The 20411-nt window shown below is 53.9% G+C and carries 19 protein-coding genes; 12 read left to right on the top strand and 7 right to left on the bottom strand.

The genetic code is table 11. The annotated features are described in order from the left end of the window. The first annotated feature begins 620 nt into the window (after positions 1 to 620). The 4 genes from R2K28_RS14645 (at position 621) to R2K28_RS14630 (ending at position 4358) form a co-directional block, all read left to right on the top strand. Positions 621 to 1622 (top strand): ArsJ-associated glyceraldehyde-3-phosphate dehydrogenase, encoded by a 1002-nt coding sequence (locus tag R2K28_RS14645; protein WP_316365495.1) that lies wholly within the window; start codon positions 621 to 623, stop codon positions 1620 to 1622. Continuing rightward, on the top strand, positions 1622 to 2839 hold the full coding sequence (gene arsJ, locus R2K28_RS14640) for an organoarsenical effux MFS transporter ArsJ (RefSeq protein ID WP_316365494.1): 1218 nt from the start codon (positions 1622 to 1624) through the stop codon (positions 2837 to 2839). Before R2K28_RS14645 ends, arsJ begins: the two co-directional genes overlap by 1 nt. 102 nt (positions 2840 to 2941) lie before the next feature. Next, positions 2942 to 3274, top strand: coding sequence for a hypothetical protein (locus R2K28_RS14635; RefSeq protein WP_316365493.1), 333 nt, complete (start codon positions 2942 to 2944; stop codon positions 3272 to 3274). A 322-nt stretch (positions 3275 to 3596) separates the two neighbouring features. Next, complete coding sequence (locus tag R2K28_RS14630; RefSeq protein ID WP_316365492.1) at positions 3597 to 4358, top strand: TIGR02117 family protein; 762 nt, start codon at positions 3597 to 3599, stop codon at positions 4356 to 4358. 201 nt (positions 4359 to 4559) lie between these two features. On the opposite strand, the gene R2K28_RS14625 is transcribed toward R2K28_RS14630, so the two are convergent. Continuing rightward, a complete protein-coding gene (locus tag R2K28_RS14625) occupies positions 4560 to 7403 on the bottom strand; it encodes an AMP-binding protein (RefSeq protein WP_316365490.1) in 2844 nt (947 codons plus the stop codon). Positions 7404 to 8029: 626 nt separating this feature from the next. Between R2K28_RS14625 and R2K28_RS14620 the strand changes: the two genes are divergently transcribed. Continuing rightward, positions 8030 to 8323: a hypothetical protein gene (locus R2K28_RS14620; RefSeq protein WP_316365488.1), complete on the top strand. Its 294-nt coding sequence runs from the start codon at positions 8030 to 8032 to the stop codon at positions 8321 to 8323. Here R2K28_RS14620 and R2K28_RS14615 read toward each other — a convergent pair. Beyond that, entirely contained in the window at positions 8303 to 8782 is a 480-nt protein-coding gene (locus R2K28_RS14615) for an NADAR family protein (protein ID WP_116445834.1), read from the bottom strand. The two genes, R2K28_RS14620 and R2K28_RS14615, sit on opposite strands and share 21 nt — an antisense overlap. 112 nt (positions 8783 to 8894) lie before the next feature. On the opposite strand from R2K28_RS14615, the gene R2K28_RS14610 reads away from it, so the two are divergent. Further along, positions 8895 to 9410: a hypothetical protein gene (locus R2K28_RS14610; RefSeq protein WP_316365487.1), complete on the top strand. Its 516-nt coding sequence runs from the start codon at positions 8895 to 8897 to the stop codon at positions 9408 to 9410. Positions 9411 to 9471: 61 nt separating this feature from the next. Here the strand turns inward: R2K28_RS14610 and R2K28_RS14605 are convergent, their stop codons facing one another. From R2K28_RS14605 to R2K28_RS14585, 5 genes are all read right to left on the bottom strand, one after another. Further along, entirely contained in the window at positions 9472 to 10866 is a 1395-nt protein-coding gene (locus tag R2K28_RS14605; protein WP_316365486.1) for a hypothetical protein, read from the bottom strand. Between the two features lie 120 nt (positions 10867 to 10986). Beyond that, complete coding sequence (locus R2K28_RS14600) at positions 10987 to 11658, bottom strand: LutC/YkgG family protein (RefSeq protein WP_316365485.1); 672 nt, start codon at positions 11656 to 11658, stop codon at positions 10987 to 10989. After that, the gene (locus R2K28_RS14595; RefSeq protein ID WP_316365484.1) at positions 11648 to 13066 is read right to left on the bottom strand and encodes a LutB/LldF family L-lactate oxidation iron-sulfur protein; all 1419 of its coding nucleotides are present in this window, start codon (positions 13064 to 13066) and stop codon (positions 11648 to 11650) included. The genes R2K28_RS14600 and R2K28_RS14595 overlap by 11 nt, the downstream gene beginning before the upstream one ends. Continuing rightward, positions 13050 to 13817 carry a (Fe-S)-binding protein gene (locus tag R2K28_RS14590; RefSeq protein WP_316365482.1) on the bottom strand — a complete coding sequence of 256 codons (768 nt, stop codon included), beginning with the start codon at positions 13815 to 13817 and terminating at the stop codon, positions 13050 to 13052. Before R2K28_RS14590 ends, R2K28_RS14595 begins: the two co-directional genes overlap by 17 nt. A 192-nt stretch (positions 13818 to 14009) precedes the next feature. Continuing rightward, on the bottom strand, positions 14010 to 14438 hold the full coding sequence (locus R2K28_RS14585; protein ID WP_316365480.1) for an MAPEG family protein: 429 nt from the start codon (positions 14436 to 14438) through the stop codon (positions 14010 to 14012). A 137-nt stretch (positions 14439 to 14575) separates the two neighbouring features. Between R2K28_RS14585 and R2K28_RS14580 the strand changes: the two genes are divergently transcribed. The 6 genes from R2K28_RS14580 (at position 14576) to R2K28_RS20360 (ending at position 20277) form a co-directional block, all read left to right on the top strand. Then, positions 14576 to 15154, top strand: a complete 579-nt coding sequence (locus R2K28_RS14580) for a TetR/AcrR family transcriptional regulator (protein WP_316365478.1) — start codon at positions 14576 to 14578, stop codon at positions 15152 to 15154. Positions 15155 to 15326: 172 nt separating this feature from the next. After that, a complete protein-coding gene (locus tag R2K28_RS14575; protein ID WP_316365477.1) occupies positions 15327 to 17477 on the top strand; it encodes an HAD-IIB family hydrolase in 2151 nt (716 codons plus the stop codon). Next, positions 17474 to 18322: an HAD-IIB family hydrolase gene (locus tag R2K28_RS14570; protein ID WP_316365475.1), complete on the top strand. Its 849-nt coding sequence runs from the start codon at positions 17474 to 17476 to the stop codon at positions 18320 to 18322. The genes R2K28_RS14575 and R2K28_RS14570 overlap by 4 nt, the downstream gene beginning before the upstream one ends. Positions 18323 to 18334: 12 nt before the next feature. Further along, complete coding sequence (locus R2K28_RS14565; RefSeq protein ID WP_316365474.1) at positions 18335 to 19219, top strand: carbohydrate kinase family protein; 885 nt, start codon at positions 18335 to 18337, stop codon at positions 19217 to 19219. 161 nt (positions 19220 to 19380) lie between these two features. Then, positions 19381 to 19653 (top strand): hypothetical protein, encoded by a 273-nt coding sequence (locus R2K28_RS14560; protein ID WP_316365473.1) that lies wholly within the window; start codon positions 19381 to 19383, stop codon positions 19651 to 19653. A 366-nt stretch (positions 19654 to 20019) separates the two neighbouring features. Then, complete coding sequence (locus tag R2K28_RS20360; RefSeq protein ID WP_335342910.1) at positions 20020 to 20277, top strand: diguanylate cyclase domain-containing protein; 258 nt, start codon at positions 20020 to 20022, stop codon at positions 20275 to 20277. Positions 20278 to 20411: the final 134 nt, after the last annotated feature.

The raw sequence follows: 20411 nt of genomic DNA, 5'->3' as shown, positions 1-20411 counted from the left end.
CACGATATATTTACTGGTAAAGCCTTCAACTAGATTATTCTTATGTTCCCAAATCCTCATTTGCAGGTTAGATGTAACACTCGTGTATAGGGTTCCATTCCACCTCCCTTGCCTAATCCCTGGATTCCGGCATGCGCCGGAATGACGCGGTTCTAAAAATGATGTGGTTCTAAAAATGGCGTGGTTCTAAAAATGACGTGGTTCTAAAAATGACATGATCAAAAAAATGACGTAGTCATAAGATATCAGCCTGTTTGTTACTTAGTAGCTTCAGTTATTCATAACTGACAATCAATAAGACATTCACTAATGAATCGTATTTTGTTATTTTATTTCAATAAGTTAATGTCTTTTATCATGTACTGCCGCCAACGAATTTTTCAAAGGAATTATATATATTACGTAGATTCGCGGTGATTTGCGTCCATTTGCGGATTATCTCTTCTCTGTTCTTCCTCCCTGATCTGAATTTCATATTTCTGTCATAAAGATATGGTACTTAGCCAATGCAGCAGCAGTCCGGCCATTGTGTCGATGGGCTTCCGATTGCGGTACCTGTATGCTGCGGCATATATTGATAAACAAAAACCTGAACATAATTTCTTACCGAGGGTTTCCTTTTGAAAGCGAAGATTGGCATAAACGGCTTTGGCCGCATGGGGCGTCTCGCGTTGCGAGCCGGATGGGATGCAGGATCATTGGAATTCTGCCGTATCAACGAGATTGCCGGCGATGCCAGCTGCGCGGCCCATCTGCTGCAGTTCGACTCGGTGCATGGCACCTGGGATGTGAATTGCGCTGCCCATGGCAGTGAGATCGTTGTCGGGGATAGTCGCTTGGCCTACAACGCGAATCAGGATATTGCCGCCACAGACTGGTCCGACTGCGATATCGTCATCGAGGCCACCGGCAAACACCATAAGAAACCGGACTCCCTGCAGGCCTATTTCGATCAAGGGGTGAAGAAGGTCATCGTTGCCGCTCCAACCGAGGGAGCATTGAACATCGTCTACGGCATCAACGACGACCGCTATGAGCCGGACAGGCACCACCTGATCACAGCAGCATCCTGCACCACCAACTGCCTGGCGCCTGTGGTGAAGGTGATGCACGAACAGGTCGGCATCCTGCAAGGCTGCATGACCACCATCCATGACATCACCAATACCCAGATCATCGTCGACAAGGGACACAAGGACCTGCGCCGGGCCCGCGCCTGCGGCCAGTCCCTGATCCCCACAACCACCGGCTCGGCGAAGGCGATCACCAAGATCTTCCCCGAGCTGGAGGGCAAGCTCAACGGCCATGCGGTGCGGGTGCCGTTGCTCAACGGTTCCTTGACCGACTTTGTTTTTCAGGCCGCCAGGGAGGTGACGGCGGAGGAGATCAACGGCTACTTCAAGGCGGCGGCGGAAGGTGAGCTGAAGAGTATCCTGGGCTACGAGGAGCGTCCCCTGGTCTCCGTCGACTATGTCAACGAAGCCCGCTCCTCCGTGATCGACGCCCCGTCCACCATGGTGGTGGATGGCTCTTTGGTCAAAATCTACGCCTGGTATGACAACGAGTGGGGCTATGTCAATCGCCTGGTCGATCTGACCCGCAAGGTGGTGGAACACCTGTAATGGATCAGGGTCTGCGCAACTACCTGGTGGTTACCGGGGGCTACTGGGCCTTCACCATCACCGACGGCGCCATCCGCATGCTGGTGGTGCTCTATTTCCACCTGCTGGGTTATTCGCCCTTCGAAGTGGCGATGCTGTTTCTCTTCTATGAGTTCTTCGGCATCGTCACCAATCTGGTGGGCGGCTGGCTGGGTGCGCGTATCGGCCTCAACCTGACCATGCATATCGGTATGGGGCTGCAGGTTGTGGCACTGGCATTACTCACCGTCCCCGATCCCTGGCTCTCCGTGGCCTATGTGATGTTTGCCCAGGCCCTGTCGGGGATCGCCAAGGACCTGAACAAGATGTCGGCAAAGGCATCCGTCAAGACCATGGTCAAAGACGGCAGCGAGACCACCCTGTTCAAGTGGGTGGCGGTGTTGACCGGCTCCAAGAATGCCCTCAAGGGCGGTGGTTACTTCATCGGTGCGGCGTTGTTGGAACTGATCGGTTTCCGTGGTGCCTTGGCCGTTCTGGCGGTGATGTTGCTGCTGGTCCTGATTGTTACCGCCATACTCCTGCCCACCGGCCTGGGTAAGATGAAGTCGAAACCCAAATTCACCCAGGTCTTTTCCAACATCCCGGCCATCAACTGGCTGGCAGCGGCCCGCTTCTTTCTCTTCGGTTCCCGGGATGTCTGGTTCGTGGTAGGTCTGCCGGTGTTTCTCTACCAAGTGCTCGGCTGGTCATTCACCCAGGTGGGGGGGTACCTGGCGCTCTGGATCATCGGCTACGGCCTGGTTCAGGCCAGTGTTCCCAGGCTGGTCCGGCGCAGCCATCACGGGCAGGGTCCGGGCGGAGGTACGGCAAGATTTTGGGCATTCCTGCTGGCCCTGTTTCCGATTGCCATCGCGTTGGGATTGCACATGGGATGGCCCGCCGACACTGTGCTGGTGATCGGCCTGATCCTGTTCGGTGTGGTCTTCGCCGTTAACTCCGCAGTCCACTCCTACCTCATCCTGGCCTACTCCGATCATGATAAGGTGGCCATGAATGTGGGCTTCTACTACATGGCCAATGCCGGCGGGCGCTTGCTGGGTACAGTGCTCTCAGGGCTGATCTATCAGCTCGACGGCCTTACCGGTTGTCTCTGGTGGTCGGCCGGGTTCGTACTGGTGGCGGCTCTGCTTTCGTTCGGCTTGCCGGAGGTCAAGCGGGAAGCGGTGACCCAGGAGTAGTGGTAGACTGGAAGCTCGGTTGAACGTTTGGTTATCTCTCATCGGATAATCAGCCAAGGGAAATTGCTTTGCTCTATACGCAAAGCTAAAGGAGACACAACAGTGTCAAGACAATCCTGGCTGCTCGCCGTCTTAGTGCTAACCATCCTTTCAACCAGCGTCAAAGCCGTCCACCTCAATACAGACGGCAGCGGTCAAATCGCGCTGCTGCCGTACTACACCGTCAACAACAACTTCATCACCAACCTCACCATCACCAATACCACGGAGCTTTATAAGGCGGTCAAGGTCAGGTTCCATGAATCGCGTATCGGTGCCGAGTATGGTGTTTGGACAGGTGTCCCGGTCATCGGCTTCTCCGCCATGGCGGCGGATCTGGGGCCATCCCAATTGGGTGAGGTGGTTGAGCTCTACCGTAGTGTCAACCGCAATTGATCCCGAAAAATTCAGATCAAAGTGTGACCATAATCCAAAGTCGTTTGCTGGCGGAATCTAAAGTACTCGGATGTGAGCAATAATTGATATCACGTCACTACTTGGTCATTGGTGTTTTACACTGATTATCTGGATGCCCTGTGCATTTTCGTTATGGCTTTGGTCTAAGATTCGTAATATGCAGATTGCATACCATGAACTTGATAGTAAGTAGATTCAAATAGGGGCAGATTAAAATGAGCCCAATTTTTCCATATGCCAATATTGTCGCTGCTGTGCACGCTCTGCTTTTGGCCTGGACAGGACCCATAGGCTAGTGATTGTGAAGCTATCCGTCGCAACATGGATGGTGGCCGTGGCCGCCACGGCTCAGAGAGTTACGATAACCCAGGGCATAAAGGCATATGTCTCGCTCATTTTATTACTATCTATTTCCGCTTGTTCCGATACCCCAAAAATCGTCCAGTACCCGGACTCTTACACCGGACATGGTGAAAACGAAGTCTATGTGGTCAGTCACGCATGGCATACCGGCTTTGTGATTCCCTCAACCAAGGTTTATGAGGCTGTTCCCTCATTGGAAGATAGATTTGGAGGTAGTGCCAATATCGAGTTCGGCTGGGGTGACAAGAAATTCTATCAGGCCAAGGAAATAACCGCTGGCTTGAAAATAAGAGCAATATTATGGCCAACTGAAACAGTGGTTCATGCAGTGGCAGTGCCGGGAAATGTGAGGGATTATTTCGCTAATAGCCAAATGGAACTGCTGTGTTTGAGTGATAAAGAGCTTACATCATTGGTAGACTTCGTTTCTAACAGCTTCAGAAAAAACAGATCGGGTGAGGTGGAACAGCTTAGCAAAGGTATTTACGGGGATAGTCAGTTCTACAAGGGAGCTGGCAACTACCATCTGTTGAACACATGTAATGAATGGACGGCAAAAGGCATAAAAAGTATTGGAATGGATATTTTTCCCGCCACCAAGTTCACGGCTGAAAGTATCATGACCTACCTTAGTGAGCACAATGTAAAGCGTAACAATAGAACAGTGTCGGGGATTGCCTCTGGGTGTGGGTTTAAGTAGGAGACTGGTAACGACTCCCCCCCGGGTGGAATCATCCCGCGTTGGTCGCCCCACAGCTATCAGAAACTCGCTGTAAACCCATCCCTGGGCGCTTGATGTCCGCGTCCCTGCGGACAACAGTTTCTGATAGCTGTGGGGCAACCAATGCTTACTTTGGTTATTCTTCGTACTTGGGCTGAATAGTTACAATTGGAGAAGCTGTTATTTTGGGTTGGCCTGATCCTCCGGCTGCAGATTTTTCTCATTGCAATGACTTGCAATTATCGCTTTCGCGGCGATTTTCAGGCGCACAGCCTCTGCCCAATCGTTTCCTTTTGGTACCAGTGGCGGCGCTACAATGATCCGCACTGCGCCATGCTGGGGAAAATTGGAATCGGACTGCAGGATGGCGCGGGTGCCCCTGATGGTGACCGGTACAACAGGTACCCCGCTTTGCACCGCTGCCACAAAGGCGCCCATGTGAAACGGCAACAGACCGGGTTCGGTACGGAAGGTGCCTTCGGGGTAGAAGGCCAGGGAGCGGCCGGCACCGATTTTGTCTGTGACCTCCTTGATTGCGTCGATGCTGCGACGCGTATCGAACCGCTCCACGAAGAGGGTGTCGAGCCGTTGCAGAAACAGCCTTGAGTGGAACCTCTCCGCCAACTCCTGTTTGGCCACATAGATAAAATCCCGGGGTATGCCATCGATCAGCGCCAGGGTATCGAGATAGCTGGCATGGTTGGCCACCAGGATGATGGGTCGGTCGGTGGATGGCAGATGCTCAAGACCCTCTACCTCCAGTGGCGTGGCGGTAAGGCCGCGCAGGATACGAATCGCCCAACGGATCAGACGCCAGCGCCAGGTGAGGCGCGGTAACAGCACCACGGAAAGCCATACCAGTGGGACCAGGGTATAGAAGGTGATCCAGGCATAGGCTGCAAAGAGGTAGCGTGCCGCACCCTGATGGATGCCGCGGAGCCGTTTTGCCGCGCCCGATAGCAGCAGGCTCAACACCTGCAGTGGCAGTGGGCGCTGGCCGCGTCCCAGGCGTCCCTGTTCATAGAGGGTGCGCACGGTGCCCCGCCGCAGTTTACCGCTGGAGGTTTTAAGCACTGTGTGCGGGGGCACCAATAGCAGATCATCCGGCGGTATCCCCAACAGATCGGTGGTCCGTTCCCGGATTATCTGCAGGAGTGCCAGTTTGCGTTCCTGGTCCGTCTCTCGACTCTCTGCCACAACGATCAGGCGTTCACTGCCGGTGGTGGGGTCGTTGCTGGGAAACACTGCCACGCAGCCCTTGCGTATACCCTGCAGCTCGCCTAGCTGCTGCTCCAGTTCGTAGGGGTAGATATTGCGTCCGCCACGGATGATCATCTCCTTGATGCGTCCCGTGATATAGATCTCCCCATCGGCGATGTAGGCCCGATCACCCGTATCCAGCCAGCCGTCGCGGTACAAGCGTGCCGTGGCTTGCGGATTGTCGAAATAACCGCTGGTGGCGGAGGGTCCCTGGAACTCCAACCGCCCCTCTCTGCGCTCGGGCAGAGGATTGGCGCTGCTATCCACTACCTGAACCCTGTAATCGGGCAAGGGTTGCCCGCAGGCTACGATATTGAGTGGATCAGGATCGCCCTCTGCCGCCGGTAGGGCCTCGCCGTTGAGCATGAAGCGTTCTCTGTTAACCCGGTCGATGACGGGTCCTCGCATTGGTGGTGGGAAGGCCAGGCCCACGGCCACCTCCGCCAGGCCATACACCGGGGCCAGGGCGCCTGCGTTCAGTCCGTATGGTGCAAAGCGCTGGGCAAATCCTTGCAGGGTGGCGGCGGTGACAGGCTCGGCGCCGTTGAAGGCGAAGCGCCAGGAGCTGAGATCGAGCCCGGCTATCTCCTCCTCGGGCACTTTGCTGAGACAAAGCTCGTAGCCGAAGTTGGGGGAGGCGGAGAGGGTTCCCCGGTGACGGTGGATGGCCCATAACCAGCGGGAGGGACGCGCCAGGAAGCGCAATGGGGACATCACCACCAGCGGCATCCCGTAGTAGAGACTGCCGAGCCAGGCACCGATCAGGCCCATGTCGTGGTAGAGAGGCAGCCAGCTTATGAAGACATCCTCGGGGGTGACCTTAACCGCTTCACCCATGGCGCGGATATTGGCCAACAGATCGGCGTGGCTGAGCACAACACCCTTGGGATCTCCGGTACTGCCCGAGGTGTATTGCAGAAAGGCGATATCCTCCCCATTCCTGGCGACGGATGGGGGTGTGCTCGGTCCGCTGTCGAGCTCGGCCCAGTCGAGGATATGTTGCAGGGAGGGCACTTGGGTCCTGAGCAACTGGGCGACCCTGTGCGCCTTCTGGAAGGTGATCAGTATGCGTACTCCTGCGTTCTGCAGGATACGTCCGTGGCGGCGTAGATGTTCCTCCAGCTGGGAGGGACGGGTGGGGGGGTAGATGGGCACCGGTACGGCCCCTGCCAACAGGATGCCGAAGAAGCTGAAGAAATAGCTCTCGCCGGTGGGTAGCATCAGCGCCACCCGGTCGCCCGGTCTTACCGATCGCTCCCATAAGCTCGTCGCCACCCGGGCTGCGCCCAGCCAAAGATCCTGGTAGCTCAGCTCATCGGGATCTTCATGGCTGCCATAGTGCAGTATATGTGCCCGTTGCGGCTGGTGATCCAGATGCCAGGCCAATACCTCCATCAGGGTCGAGGCCGCAGACGGAAGGGCGGCGACGCCACCAGGGAGTACCTGCCTAGTGGTGGTTTCTTCAGCTTCCGCTATGCCGGTTGTCTGCGCCAGTAGCGCCAACAGCGCACGGGGTGTTTCAGCGAGTAGTGCCTCGTCCGGCATGAGGATTGTGAATCGCTTGTTGATACGGGCCACCAACTCAGTCCGTGCAAGGCTGTCCAGGCCCAGGTCGTACTCCAGACGGCAGTCCAGATTCAACCCTTGCCGGTAGTGGCTGTTCGTGGGCATCTCATCGATCAATCCTTGAATCACACCCAATAGATCATCCGCCGTGATCTCGGTTTTTCGGGTATCCATCTCTTCAGGGAGTCGATTACCCATAGGTTTGTATCCTATAACCGTGCTTCACATAAGCTGTGACAACATAAAAGTATTTTAGGCGCACACGAATGGTATGTGATCATCCGGTGTTGCCAGTCATTTTTCTCAGGATGCAGATGCTTTACCCCGACTTCACTCCTACTTTGAAGTCTAGAAGAAAAAACAATTCCTCATACCCGTCCGGATGTGAGAGAAACCAGGCATTAACCCTATCGCCGAGGCCGTCGTTGGTATCGGTTACATCTTTTCTTCCGCACCGGAGAAGATCGCTTGTGCTACGATTTTTGCCACCCTGGTCAGGCTTTGGATGTGTATACTAGGGCCTGTTAACACTAATCCAATGCGCCCTGTTGAACCTGAAAAAGCGCCAATCAAGGCGCGAGGAGAGAAGTTTGGTCACTCCAAATGAACGACGAGCAACGCTGAGTGGCGCTTTTTCAGGTGCAACCCGAAGGGCTGGGGCTGTTTTTGCGCCCAGCAGCGTTATCATTCGCTCATGTAGCCGTGCTACACGACGCTCATTCTGCCTTGCTGGACACAAAAACAGCCCCAGCAGGACGTATTGGATTAGTGTTAACAGGCCCTAGGGCCTGTAACCATAGTTTCATGAAGCCTGATTGATACCGATGAATAAAAACAACTTCCCCTTTGTCGCCTTGGGTATCGGCCTGATTTTACTGCTGGTTGTGATGAAAGGGGGTGAAACCCGGGTTGATGGGGCTACGGCCATCCCCCTGTTGACGCTTCTCGTGGTGAGTGAGTTTGCTTTTTTTGTCACCGCCATCGGGGCCTATATAGGGATCAAACAGATTCTGGCGGTTGGATTGAAACCGCTGTATGCAGTTGTCACACTGCTATGCATGCTCCTGTCCGTCGGCTTTTTGTGGCATGGAATAGAGCTATGGCCCTTCACTACCTGACAGCTCTTGCCGGAGTTTGTCCCTGACCGCCATCAGTACCTTGCCAAAGGTGTTGTGGCCGCGTCCGTCACGGCCACAGCCCCAGAAGTAGTCGAATTGGCTGTTCTCGATGATCTTCTGCTCGTCGGTGGCTATCAATCTATTGGCCGCTTCCGCGTGGGTGCGGCATTTTATATAGATGCCGCGGGTCATGATCACTTCCTTCATCTTTTGCCAATCATTGCGTATGAGTTTTTTGTTTTGCTCAGCGAGTTTTTTTGCCTTCGCCGGATGGTCTGATTCCCGAATCGCATCGCGCAACTCGCCCGGCTCAAATTTCATGCCCTGGTAGTAGTGTTCCACGGAGGGCCAGGTGTCACCGTCAAGGTCAAATCCATATTTTGAGTAGCTGGAGAGTATATCGAGTGGGTCAGTGCGGGATACATAAAGCGGTGAGGATTCAGACCTTGAGAAAATCATCAGTTAACACCAGTAACCTTAGAATGAGTTATCATTGTCTCTCAACCTGACTCAGTATCCAAGTCGTGAAAAGAAGGGTTGATCGGCATGATGTTTTTCGGATCTAAGGATTATGGATTTTAGACAGAGGCTTGAATGCGTAGCGGGAAAAATCGACAACTATAAGGTTGAGGTATATGGGCTCAGGGATGCAGGGGTCTGGTATCAGCTTGGATTTGGTCTCCTGCTACTAATTCTGTTCCCCGTGCTCATTGTCGAACTGTTGCTTGTATTGTTGATTGGTAAGGATATCGGAGTTTTTGTACCGGCGACGGTTGTCGAGCCGCCCGTCTTGATCGAAGCTGAAGTACCTGAATCTCTGCGGGACCTGATACCCTTGGCCAGGAAGTTCGGAATCGGCTGTGACGCGGATAGGGGGGATATCATGAAAGCCGCTTCACTCGAGGAGCTTTCTGAATTAGAGAGTCGTGTCATGCCGCGACAGCAGGAGATTACAGACTGGTTGGATACATACCCAGAAACTGAGATCTCTGATACAGCGGCATTCTTCCTCTATCTGGGATCTGCTTGTGATGAGGTGCCACTGTATAGAGCCGAACAGGAACAAGGACAGATACAAGAAGAGTAGACGGCGCTCAATGCCATGGATTCGCGGCCAACAATCCGTCTCGCTCCTCTTGTCGAGATACTCATGGTTTAGCGCTGTTTGATGGTACCTCGCTTATCTTCAACTCTATTGTCGGATAGAACTGCCTGAAACGGTTTTTGAGATCGTCAGGTCTGGAAAGGATATTTCCGGTCGCTATACCATCGTCCTCATAGTCGGGGTGGTCACTAATCGCATAGCGGACCACATCGTCTATGAGGGTGTATATGAAGGTCAGGATCTCTGGATTGAATATGTCGTTATGACCTGCCATTACCGTTTTATCCGTCTTAATAAACTGGAGTGGATATTTCTCAGGGAGAGGGCCGATAGCCGGGTGCCCATCGAGCGTTGTCAATCCTTTTGGCACACACGCGTCCGGTAGCTCTTCGCAGCTGTGCAGAGTCGGTTCCGGTATCTCGCTGGAGGTATCCATTTTCAATCGGTGAGTCAAATAGGGTGCAAAGTTACCGGTGGTTGTGGCGTCGAGATGTTCTTCCCGCAGTATCAACGATTCCTGAGTCAGACGGTCGTGGTAGTAGGATCGTTGCAGATCCATCTGACGCCAGGTAAACAGCAGGCCGATGGTCTGGCCGACAGGAAAGACGTAGTGGGTTGCCCAATCCGCGTCAGTGCTGATTGAATAAAAGAGGGGATTGCTCGGGCCGGTGATTTTATTTTTTACCGCCGCCTCGACCATGTTCAATGTCTGGTTCGCTTCTATCGCCGGATTGAGCACGATTACCGCATCCCCAATCGTTCCGCCAGGTTCCTGTCCCTGTCTGTCATTGATTATGATTTCCGAGATGATTTCTGTTGCTGCGCTAACCGCAATCGCACCGCCGAAACTGTGTCCCACAATCGCCAATACATTAGTTGGATCTTTATGGTCGATCTTAGCCAGCTCCAGGAGTAGCTGAGTTACCCCACCCTTGCCGACCTCCTGTGCCACTGCCTTACGATCCCAGAACGTCACTTCCTTGAGCAGGGGCATTTCGATGCTGAGCCCCCGCCATCCTATGTAGACACCGACCAGGCGCCTGTTTATCAGCTGTGCGGAGGCTGATAACACTTCCAGGGTTTTTTTGAAGTCCCTGAGATTCTCATCACTTTCGTCGGCATTGTGTTTCCAGCCGTGAATGAAAACGATGGTCACTACGCCGTTCGTCTCCCGGCGCTCCTCTATTTTTGATATAACCTCGTGTATCCATTCATCATTGAAGGCATTGCCACGCTCGGTATATTCGGCGAACGCCAGATCATAATTCGGATACTCCTGATAATAACTCTGCTTGCAATCGCTGCTATTCGGATTGTTGCAGTTGCCTTCTTTCCATTCTTTGGAATGATAGGGGTTGGTGGTGGTGCACCCCGAAATTAATAACACGAGAATCAACAAACCGATCGGGCTCGATCTATTTACGCTACGCTGCTCCATCTCGATACCTCCCTGTAAATATATAATTTATAGTTGAAGTCGATGTTGGATTGGCTGTCTATACGACTACTGTGGTAACTGTAGGTCACAATTACCAGGCTTTCAAAGAAACGATTCCTGTCAGTTTGGCTGAATGGTCGATTGCAATAACACGATCAATTCAGTGGGCCCGTGCACTCCATATGCCAGGGTCTGCTGAATGTCCGCCGACTTGGAAGGTCCTGATATGAGCAGTGCATTGGTCGGCATCTGTTGCGCCCACTCTTCGGCCTCGACCGCCTCGGCAAAGTTGTTGTAAAGCTTTTCGCTATCCACCACAACGAAATGTACCGGCGGTACCAGGGACCAGGTGCGGGGTTCGAATTCGTCAGGCCATAGGATCAGGCTTCCGGTCTCTGCTATGGCGGCCCTGGCTGATGTGACTGCCGCATCGGTGTGAAAGAAGATCTCTTCTTTCCACTCATCCACCGGCCTCTCGTCACAAACAAGTTCGGGGAGAAGGGTATCTCCCCAGGCAGCCTCGATCCCTTGCGCCAGCGGCCCCTGTTTTGCGTATAGCAGGTTGTTGATCTGTTTATCCGCGAGCAAGCTTTTCAAGCTGTCGGTCCAGTTCTCTGGGTCGACCACATGGACCTCGGCACGCACTGATTCGAGCATCGATTTGAATTGGGCGATGCGTGCTGCCATCGGCCAGGTCGGATTGTCTATGTCTACGGGTTGACTCGGGGTGTCAAAGCTTGGCTGTTTCATGCGCAAACGTTGCAGAATGGCCTGTTTGGCGCTAGTGGTCATTGAATCCCTCCTCCCGCGCTCGCTCATGCAGGGTCTTGGGGGCGATACGTGGCGCCTCGCGCACCTGGGTCCAGGGGCCCAAACCCATGGGCAGTATCTTGCGTATACGGGTGGCAAAGGTGGTTGCCAGGCGATACAGACGCGGATTGCGATGCAGCCAGCTCCACCCTTGCCAAATCGTGGCTTCCATGAACTTGCGGCCGCTGCCCTGTCCATGGGTGGTGCCGTCCCGGTCTGCCCGATTGCGCTCGTATCGCAGCCGATTCAGGAGTTTGGGTATCGGAATCCGCACCGGGCAGACCTCGGCACAGGCGCCACAGAGGGTGGAGGCGACAGGCAGTTCCCCCAGATCATCCGCTCCCGCCTTCTGCGGTTCGAGAATCGAGCCGATGGGTCCGGGTATGGTGGTGCCGTAGGCATGGCCGCCGATGCGGGTATAGATGGGGCAGTGGTTCATGCAGGCACCACAGCGGATGCAACGCAGGGTGTTGACCAACTCGCTGTCTTCATAGATACGCGAGCGGCCATTGTCGAGCAGGATCAGATGGACCTCTTTGGGCCCATCCTTCTCTCCCGGCTTACGCGGGGAGTTGATCATGTTGAAGTAGGTGGTGATATGCTGCCCGGTGGCGCTGCGGGTGAGCAGTTTCAGCAGGGGAGGGATGTGGGCCATTTTCTCCACCACCTTTTCGATACCGGTGACTGCGATATGCACCGGCGGCACGGTGGTGCACATGCGCCCGTTGCCCTCGTTCTCCACCAGACAGAGGGTGCCGCTTTCGGCAACCGCAAAGTTGACCCCGGAGAGGCCCACCCTGGCGGCATAGAATTTCTTGCGCAGAATGCCCCGGGCGTTACGGGTCAGGGTGTCCACGTCATCGCTATAGGGGATGTCGGGAAACTTTTCATTGAACAGCTGGGCGATATCCTGGCGGGTCTTGTGGATGGCCGGCGCAACGATGTGTGAGGGGGGCTCGCCGGCAAGCTGCAGGATGTACTCACCCAGGTCCGACTCCAGGCACTCGATGCCGTGGGATTCCAGATACTGGTTCAGCGCCATCTCTTCCGAGACCATGGATTTACCCTTGATCAGCAGTTCGGCCTCATGGGCCCGCATGATGCCAAGGACGATCTCATTCGCCGCATCCACACTCTCGGCCCAGTGCACATGGATGCCGTTGCTGGTGCAGCGCTGTTCCAGCTGCTCCAACAGTTGCGGCAGTTTTGACAGGGAGTTGGCACGGATCTGGGCACCTCGCAGGCGCAGTTTCTCCAGGGCGTCGGCGTCGGGGAAACAGGCCTTGCGACTGGCCATCAATCCATCCATGGCGGAACGCAAGCTCGCTTTGAGCTGTGCATTGGCCAGGGCCTGTTCGACCCGGATATGAAAATCAGCGCTCTGTTGCATCGGTGCGTTCCCAGATGAAGCTGGCGATATGCTGGCTCTCGATCGATTCCTGCCGGTGTTCCAGATGACCGCCGATATTCATCAGGCAGCCACAATCTCCGCTGACCAAAACATCCGCCCCGGTGGCGGTTATGGCATTCGCCTTGTCATTCACCATCTCGGCGGAGATGGCCGGTTGCTTGACCGCAAAGGTGCCACCGAAGCCGCAGCACTCCGCTTTGCGTGCCTGCTCCACGAGCTCCACGTTCGACAGCTGCTGCAGGAGGACCTCATGTTCTTCCGCGACACCCATTTCGCGGCGTGCCGAGCAGGAGGTGTGGAGGGCGACTTTGACCGGTGAACCCAGATCCTTCAAGTCGATCTTGAGGACGTGCAGTAAAAACTCGGTAAGTTCGTAGACCCGTGCAGCGAAGGCCTCGACCCGGCTCTTTTCCTCGCTCTTCTCGAACATCCCGGGATAGTGGTAACGCAGCATCCCGGCGCAGGAGCCGGAGGCTACCACGATGGGATGGTCTTCACTGAAGCATGCCAGCTGTTGCAGCGCCACCGCTTTCGCCTCGCTGCGATAGCCGCTGTTCCAGGCCGGTTGTCCGCAGCAGGTCTGGTCCTGGGGAAAGATCACTTCCACACCCTCCCTGCGCATCAGCTGCATGCCGGCAAGCCCGGCTTCGGGGTAGAACAGATCCATCAGGCAGGTGGCGAAGAAATAGACCTTCTCGGGTTTGGCCGGGTATTGCTTTTGCTCTAACATCTCATCTCCCGGGAGTGGCTTTTCTCCATCCTATGACCTATGCAACTTCGAAAAAGCCATATTGGGTGGGCTTAGAATCTCTTTATAGTTAAACCCGGAATACAAATAAAGCCTACATTTTATCTGTCTAACGAGGCGCAACAATAGCTCGTCACTGTACTGCGGCCGCCAAACTCAAGCGTAATATGGCAGTTACTGAGAATCCATCAGGAGCTGTAAGAACAACCGTATCCAGATAGTAAAGATCAGTACATAGCTGAGAATGAAGGCATTTTTACGATGCAGGATATTGTTCGTACCCATATGTATCCATGCATGGAGGAAGCGACTGGCGATATATGCCCAGGCTATAGCTATATATGCCACGTCAGTCCGATTTTGCTGCAGAATAAGGATGAGAGAGAGATAGAACAGCAATGGGGTCTCTAGCAGATTATCGAAATGCTGGTTGATTTTGAGCAGATATTCAGGTTGTTTACCACCGCGATTGTATTTGAAATAGGAGATTCGCAATGAACCTTCGCGTACCGCCCTGTAGCGTGCGACAAGCATTGCGATGCCAACCAGGCCAGTGAACAGTACCAGGATTATCATGGGGTAGAGTATGTGATGCTGATTCATGTGCACTATCCTTGACAGCAGGGTGTGTCGTTTCGCCAATCCGGTTATCTTGAGGGCTATAGGTCTGTTCCAGGATAGTAGCGGGCATTAAAATATGATCAAGATCATATTTAACAACGAGGTTAAACTGCCTAACCATGCCTTACTCACCACAACATAAAGAAGAGAGTCGACTGCGGATACTCGAGAGCGCGGCCAAAAGCTTTCTGCACAAGGGTTATGAGCAAACGGGTATCAATGATGTCATGCGCGATGCGGGTATGACCCGTGGTGCCTTTTATGCCCATTTCAGCAGTAAGAGCGAACTCTATGATAAGGCGATGCTCTATGCAGCGGCACATGGCCGCTTGGCGTCACACAAAAATAGCGGGCAAAGGGGGTCTGAGTGGCTCATGACCATGCTTGAGGGCTATTTGAGTCTGGATCATCTGGCGGGGGAAGAGACGCCATGCCCATTGGCATTTCTTGTCACCGATATCGCCAACAGGGAGCCGCAAGTTCGTCAGACCTACACGCGCATATATCGGCGTATGAATAGCCTGATCGAACGTTACCGGGATAATCCGTCAAATCAGCAGAATGAGGAAGTCCTCGCCCTGACTGCCTTAATGGTTGGCGGTGTGGCCCTGAGTCGTGTGGTGGACGACGAGCGGCTTGCTGAAAGGATATTGACCAGCTGCCGGCAGACAGCGGCCGAATTATTGGATATTCAATAGAACATAATCCTGCTCAGCAATATCTTCTTAACTTTGTTAACATATTCGTCACAAAATTAAAAAACAACAGCCGCCCGGCAAACCCCAGACAGCTATTGGTTGTATGTCGGGCTAAACGACAACCAAGAACCTGAAGGATGGATCTGCAGGTTACCCATACCTGCAATACGCTATGTATATCTGCTTAATAAGCGTGCACGGTCTTATTCGAGGACACGACCTGGAGCTTGGACGCGATGCCGACACCGGGGGACAAACCAAGTACGTGGTCGATCTGGCCAAGGCACTGGCGGAGTTGGACGCGGTCACCCAGGTAGACCTGGTGACACGACGGGTGGTGGATCCGGACATCAGCGACGACTATGCCGAGCTGATCGAACCCATCTCTTCCAAGGCGAGAATCGTACGCGTCGATGCGGGTCCCGATGGCTATCTGATGAAAGAGACCCTGTGGGATCATCTCGACAGCTTCATGGATAACCTGCTCAACTGGCTCAACGATCAACCGCGTATGCCGGACATCGTCCACAGCCACTATGCCGACGCAGGCTATGTGGGGGTCCGGCTTTCTCACCTGCTGGGTGTCCCCCTGGTGCATACCGGCCACTCCCTGGGGCGTGACAAACGCCATCAACTGCTGGCTAAGGGACTGTCGGGGCGTGAGATCGATCAGCGCTACAACATGGATCGGCGCATCGAGGCGGAAGAGGAGTTGTTGGCGAATGCGGACCTGGTAATCACCAGCACCCATAATGAGATAGATGAGCAGTACAGTCTCTACAACTACTATCAGCCGGATAATATGGCGGTCATTCCGCCGGGTACGGATCTGACCCAGTTTTACCCGCCTGAAACGACCGCCAATGAGATTCCCTTTGCCAAGAGCCTGGGCCGCTTTCTACAGCAGCCGGATAAACCGATCATCCTTGCATTGTCACGCCCGGATGAACGCAAGAACATCCTCACCCTGCTGGAGGTCTATGGCGAATCCAGCCAACTGCAGAATGCGGCCAATCTGGTGATCGTGGCAGGCAATCGCGACGATATCCGGGATATGGAGAGTGGCCCGCAATCGGTGATGACCGAACTGTTGATGATGATCGACCTCTACGACCTGTACGGTCATGTGGCGATTCCGAAGCGCCACCTGGCCAAAGAGGTGTCGGACATCTACCGCCTGGCCGCGTTGTCAAAAGGGGTTTTTGTCAACCCGGCATTGACCGAACCCTTTGGCCTGACCCTGCTCGAGGCGGCGGCCAGCGGTCTGCCGTTGATTGCGACGGAGAATGGTGGGCCGGTGGATATCATCGGTAACTGTAACAACGGATTGCTGGTGGACCCTTTGGACAAGAAGGCCATTCGCAGCAGCCTGTTGAAGATATTGCACGACAATACGCTCTGGCAGAAGTTTTCCCGCAACGGTTTGAACGGGGTGCGCAAACACTACTCCTGGAAGGCCCATGCCCAGAAATATTTTTCCAGGATCGAACCGCTCCCGGCCGGGTACGATCGATTGCCCACCAAGCCGCCAAAACATGTCAAGCATCGTTATCGGGATCGCGCCATCTTTACCGATCTCGATCAAAATCTCCTCGGCAATCCCTCCGGCTTGAAAAAGTTTATCGAGGTTGTACGGCAAAACAGAAAATGCGCCACATTCGGCATCGCCACCGGCCGGCGCCTGGACGATGCCCTGACGGTGATGAAGAAGTTTTCCATACCCATCCCCGATGTATTGATCACCAGCCTGGGTACCAAGATTCACTATACCCAGGGCCTCTCCATCGATGACTTCTGGATAGAGCATATCGATCATCTGTGGCAACCGAAGAGTGTGCGCCGGGTGATGGCGAACCTGCCGGGGATCAAGGCGCAGTCGAAGCGGGAGCAGAGCTACTTCAAGATTGCCTATCACTACGATCCCAACAAGGCGCCCTCGGTGGATGAGATCAACACCCTGCTGCACAAGGAGGAGCTGACCTGTAATGTGATTCACGCCTTCGGCCAGTTCCTGGATATCCTGCCTTCACGCGCCTCCAAGGGGCAGGCGCTGCGCTACGTGGCCCAGCGCCTGGATATTCCGCTGGAAAACATTCTGGTGGCGGGTGGTTCAGGCGCCGATGAGGACATGATGCGGGGCAACACCCTGGCGGTGGTGGTGGCCAACCGTCATCATGAAGAGCTGTCCCACATGGTCGACCACGAACGCATCTACCTGGCCAATAGCTCCCACGCCTTGGGCATCCTGGAAGCCATCGATCATTACGATTTTTTTCAACGCTGTAACGTTCCGGAAGAGCAAGAAGAGCAAGAAGAGCAATGAGTGAAAGGTTATTAGTCTGCACAGATCTAGATCGAACCCTTATTCCCAATGGCCCGCAACCCGAGTCGGAGCAGGCCAGGGTAAGATTCAAACAGCTGTGTGACAGCGATGAGGTGCTGCTTGCCTATGTCAGTGGCAGGGATCAGTCGCTGGTGAGAGACGCAATCGCCGATTATACATTGCCGCAGCCGGACTATGTCATCGGTGATGTGGGCACCTCTCTCTACCATGTGGAGTCCGTGGATGATTGGCGTCATCAAGCGAATTGGCATCAACACATCAGTCAAGACTGGAACGGCAGGTCGCACCAGGATCTGAAACAGCTGTTTTCCGATATCCCAGGCCTTCGTCTGCAGGAGGATGAAAAACAGAACCGCTTCAAATTGAGTTACTACCTCTCACCTGACCAGGACCAGCAGCCGATACTCGAAGAGATGGGGTTGCGCCTGCAACGGGAGACGGTGGCCGCGAGCCTGGTCTGGAGTATCGATGAGACAGCCAACATGGGCTTGCTCGATGTGCTGCCTGAGCGGGCGACCAAGTACCACGCCATCGATTTTCTCAGGGAGTCCCTGGGCTATGGGCTGAATGAAACGGTCTTTTCCGGAGACAGCGGGAACGACATGGAGGTGCTGGTCAGCCCGATTCCCGCGGTACTGGTAGCGAATGCCCAGGCCGAAGTCAGACAGCAGGCGCAGCAGTCGGTGGACGCGAATGGCAATGGTGGCAGCCTCTACATGGCCAAGGGGGGATTCATGGCCATGAACGGGAACTACAGCGCCGGCATTATCGAAGGGGCCGCTCACTACCATCCGCAGTTGATCGCCCGGCTGTTGGCCGTGTGAGTCGGCAGGGTCATGAACAGACACGCCATTGCGGTCTTTGGTGAAGTGCTCTTCGACTGCTTTCCCGAGGGAGAACAGGTTTTGGGTGGCGCACCGTTCAATGTCGCCTGGCATCTTCAGGCATTTGGCCGTTCGCCGTTGTTTATAAGCCGTATCGGCAGGGATGACGAGGGTGATGTCATTCTGCGGTCCATGGACCAGTGGGGGATGCAGACTGAATACCTGCAACGGGATGAGCAGCACCTCACGGGACGGGTAGCGATTACCCTTGAAGCGGGGGAGCCCAGTTATGAGATTGTGGCCGATGTGGCCTATGACTTCATCGATGCGGCCAGTTTAGGGGAGGTTCAGGCGACCACTCTCTATCATGGCAGTCTGGGTTTGCGAAATCCGGTTGCCAGGGAGGCGCTGCACAGGTTGAAGGCAAACCACCCCCAACGCATCTTCATGGATGTCAATCTGCGTGACCCCTGGTGGCAGCGGGAGTCTGTGTTGAACTGGGTGGCCGAGGCCGACTGGGTCAAGCTTAATGAGGACGAACTGCTACAGCTCCATGGTGAGAGCGATGATCTGTTGACCACAGCAACCAGCTTCAGGCGTCAGTACAAGCTTGAGGGATTGGTGGTGACCCTTGGGGCGCGAGGGGTGCTGGCGGTGACCGCCGATGGCCGCTCCGCTCGGATTGAACCCGAGGTCAATCTGAACCTGGTCGACACGGTCGGAGCGGGGGACGCCCTGACCTCCGTGCTGATCCTGGGCCTGGAACTCGATTGGCCTTTACAACTGACCCTGGAACGTGCCCAGGGCTTCGCTTCGGCCATCGTGGGACAGCGTGGGGCCGTCGTCGATGATCCCGCCTTTTATCAAAGCTATATCGACGCCTGGCAGCTTGCCTGATCCCTCAGTTAGATTACAGTCTTGTGAAAATTACAGTGTCATATTGATGCGTGGCAGGGGTGAGTCTCAGTCTCAGCTCATGTCGCGGTGTGAACTGTATTCAAGATATAATCAGTGCATACGGATTAAGATGTGAGGTATCAATTACGAGGAGATACTAAATGGATAATTTGTATTACTCTCCAAGTGAAAAGATGGTCTTTTGGATCGCGGGTTACGTAGATTTTACAGGCACTTATCGAAATATACCGAATGTGATGGAGTATGCAGAGCAGTTTCAAAGAAAATTTGCAGCCAAAGAGGTTAAAACAAAAATAATAAAAAGTGCTGGTAACAAGGGAAAGCGTCTGTTTTTTGCATCGATCGACAGCCAACCGGTTGGTGCTTTTAATATTGGTGAACGACGCAATATGGATGAATGGCTCAGTCAGTAGCCTATCCAGTCGATACTGAATTGTAATACTTTGCTGTCAAGTCATATGTGGAAGGTTTAATGTCTGCATGCCCCGAAATCAGAAATGATACTTACCGGCTCTTCATATTATCTAATGACCTTGACACATAACATGATCTACACTGATGTCTCTTTTGATAAGAGGTTGATGGTTTATATTTGTTTATATTGATTGCAGCTAGATGAGTAATCATAAATCTTGGTTCTCGTGCCATTCGGCTCTGTCTGTCAAAAACTGTTTTCTTGCTAGTGTGTGATGACATGAAGAAGTGGTAATCGAAGCTATCGATTATCAAGCAATCAGCACTGTCTGTAACAGGAAGTTAATGACAAATTAATTAAACATATGGCGACGTCCACAAAAGCGCTCTTATCTTGGCTTTATCTAGTCACGACGGGACTTATTGCAGAGAAAATATGGGTATTGCCAGAGCAGTCAAGGGAGTCGAATCTGCCGGTGGTAACAGACAGTTTCGATGTTGCTCAATATACAGCTGGAGAATCAATTGAGGAACTCCTTAACCGCATCGATGCGGCCCTGTACAAAGCGAAGCAAAAGGGTCGCAATTGTGTCGTCAAGGCGGATTACCCCAGTACTGCATAGGCCTGCTTCTTGTATTCAGCTCGAGGTTACCGAACTATAATCTCTCCTCAACCCATATCTATCTTCTCTCGCTTAAGCGTGTAAACTCCTACAACTGGCAGCCGATACGGTATGTAGTCCATTTTCCAGGTTCG

It is taken from the genome of Candidatus Thiodiazotropha sp. CDECU1 (assembly GCF_963455295.1).
Lineage (GTDB): Bacteria > Pseudomonadota > Gammaproteobacteria > Chromatiales > Chromatiaceae > Thiodiazotropha.
This window is presented reverse-complemented; position numbering and strand designations above follow the sequence as displayed.

What these genes read in the sequence shown, in the direction of transcription:
- arsJ (WP_316365494.1), top strand. Translation starts at nt 1,622, where the DNA reads ATGGATCAGGGTCTGCGCAACTACCTGGTGGTTACCGGGGGCTACTGG.
- R2K28_RS14625 (WP_316365490.1), bottom strand. Translation starts at nt 7,403, where the DNA reads ATGGGTAATCGACTCCCTGAAGAGATGGATACCCGAAAAACCGAGATC.
- R2K28_RS14620 (WP_316365488.1), top strand. Translation starts at nt 8,030, where the DNA reads ATGAATAAAAACAACTTCCCCTTTGTCGCCTTGGGTATCGGCCTGATT.
- R2K28_RS14615 (WP_116445834.1), bottom strand. Translation starts at nt 8,782, where the DNA reads ATGATTTTCTCAAGGTCTGAATCCTCACCGCTTTATGTATCCCGCACT.
- R2K28_RS14610 (WP_316365487.1), top strand. Translation starts at nt 8,895, where the DNA reads ATGGATTTTAGACAGAGGCTTGAATGCGTAGCGGGAAAAATCGACAAC.
- R2K28_RS14605 (WP_316365486.1), bottom strand. Translation starts at nt 10,866, where the DNA reads ATGGAGCAGCGTAGCGTAAATAGATCGAGCCCGATCGGTTTGTTGATT.
- R2K28_RS14600 (WP_316365485.1), bottom strand. Translation starts at nt 11,658, where the DNA reads ATGACCACTAGCGCCAAACAGGCCATTCTGCAACGTTTGCGCATGAAA.
- R2K28_RS14595 (WP_316365484.1), bottom strand. Translation starts at nt 13,066, where the DNA reads ATGCAACAGAGCGCTGATTTTCATATCCGGGTCGAACAGGCCCTGGCC.
- R2K28_RS14590 (WP_316365482.1), bottom strand. Translation starts at nt 13,817, where the DNA reads ATGTTAGAGCAAAAGCAATACCCGGCCAAACCCGAGAAGGTCTATTTC.
- R2K28_RS14585 (WP_316365480.1), bottom strand. Translation starts at nt 14,438, where the DNA reads ATGAATCAGCATCACATACTCTACCCCATGATAATCCTGGTACTGTTC.
- R2K28_RS14580 (WP_316365478.1), top strand. Translation starts at nt 14,576, where the DNA reads ATGCCTTACTCACCACAACATAAAGAAGAGAGTCGACTGCGGATACTC.
- R2K28_RS14575 (WP_316365477.1), top strand. Translation starts at nt 15,327, where the DNA reads ATGTATATCTGCTTAATAAGCGTGCACGGTCTTATTCGAGGACACGAC.
- R2K28_RS14570 (WP_316365475.1), top strand. Translation starts at nt 17,474, where the DNA reads ATGAGTGAAAGGTTATTAGTCTGCACAGATCTAGATCGAACCCTTATT.
- R2K28_RS14565 (WP_316365474.1), top strand. Translation starts at nt 18,335, where the DNA reads ATGAACAGACACGCCATTGCGGTCTTTGGTGAAGTGCTCTTCGACTGC.
- R2K28_RS14560 (WP_316365473.1), top strand. Translation starts at nt 19,381, where the DNA reads ATGGATAATTTGTATTACTCTCCAAGTGAAAAGATGGTCTTTTGGATC.
- R2K28_RS20360 (WP_335342910.1), top strand. Translation starts at nt 20,020, where the DNA reads ATGGCGACGTCCACAAAAGCGCTCTTATCTTGGCTTTATCTAGTCACG.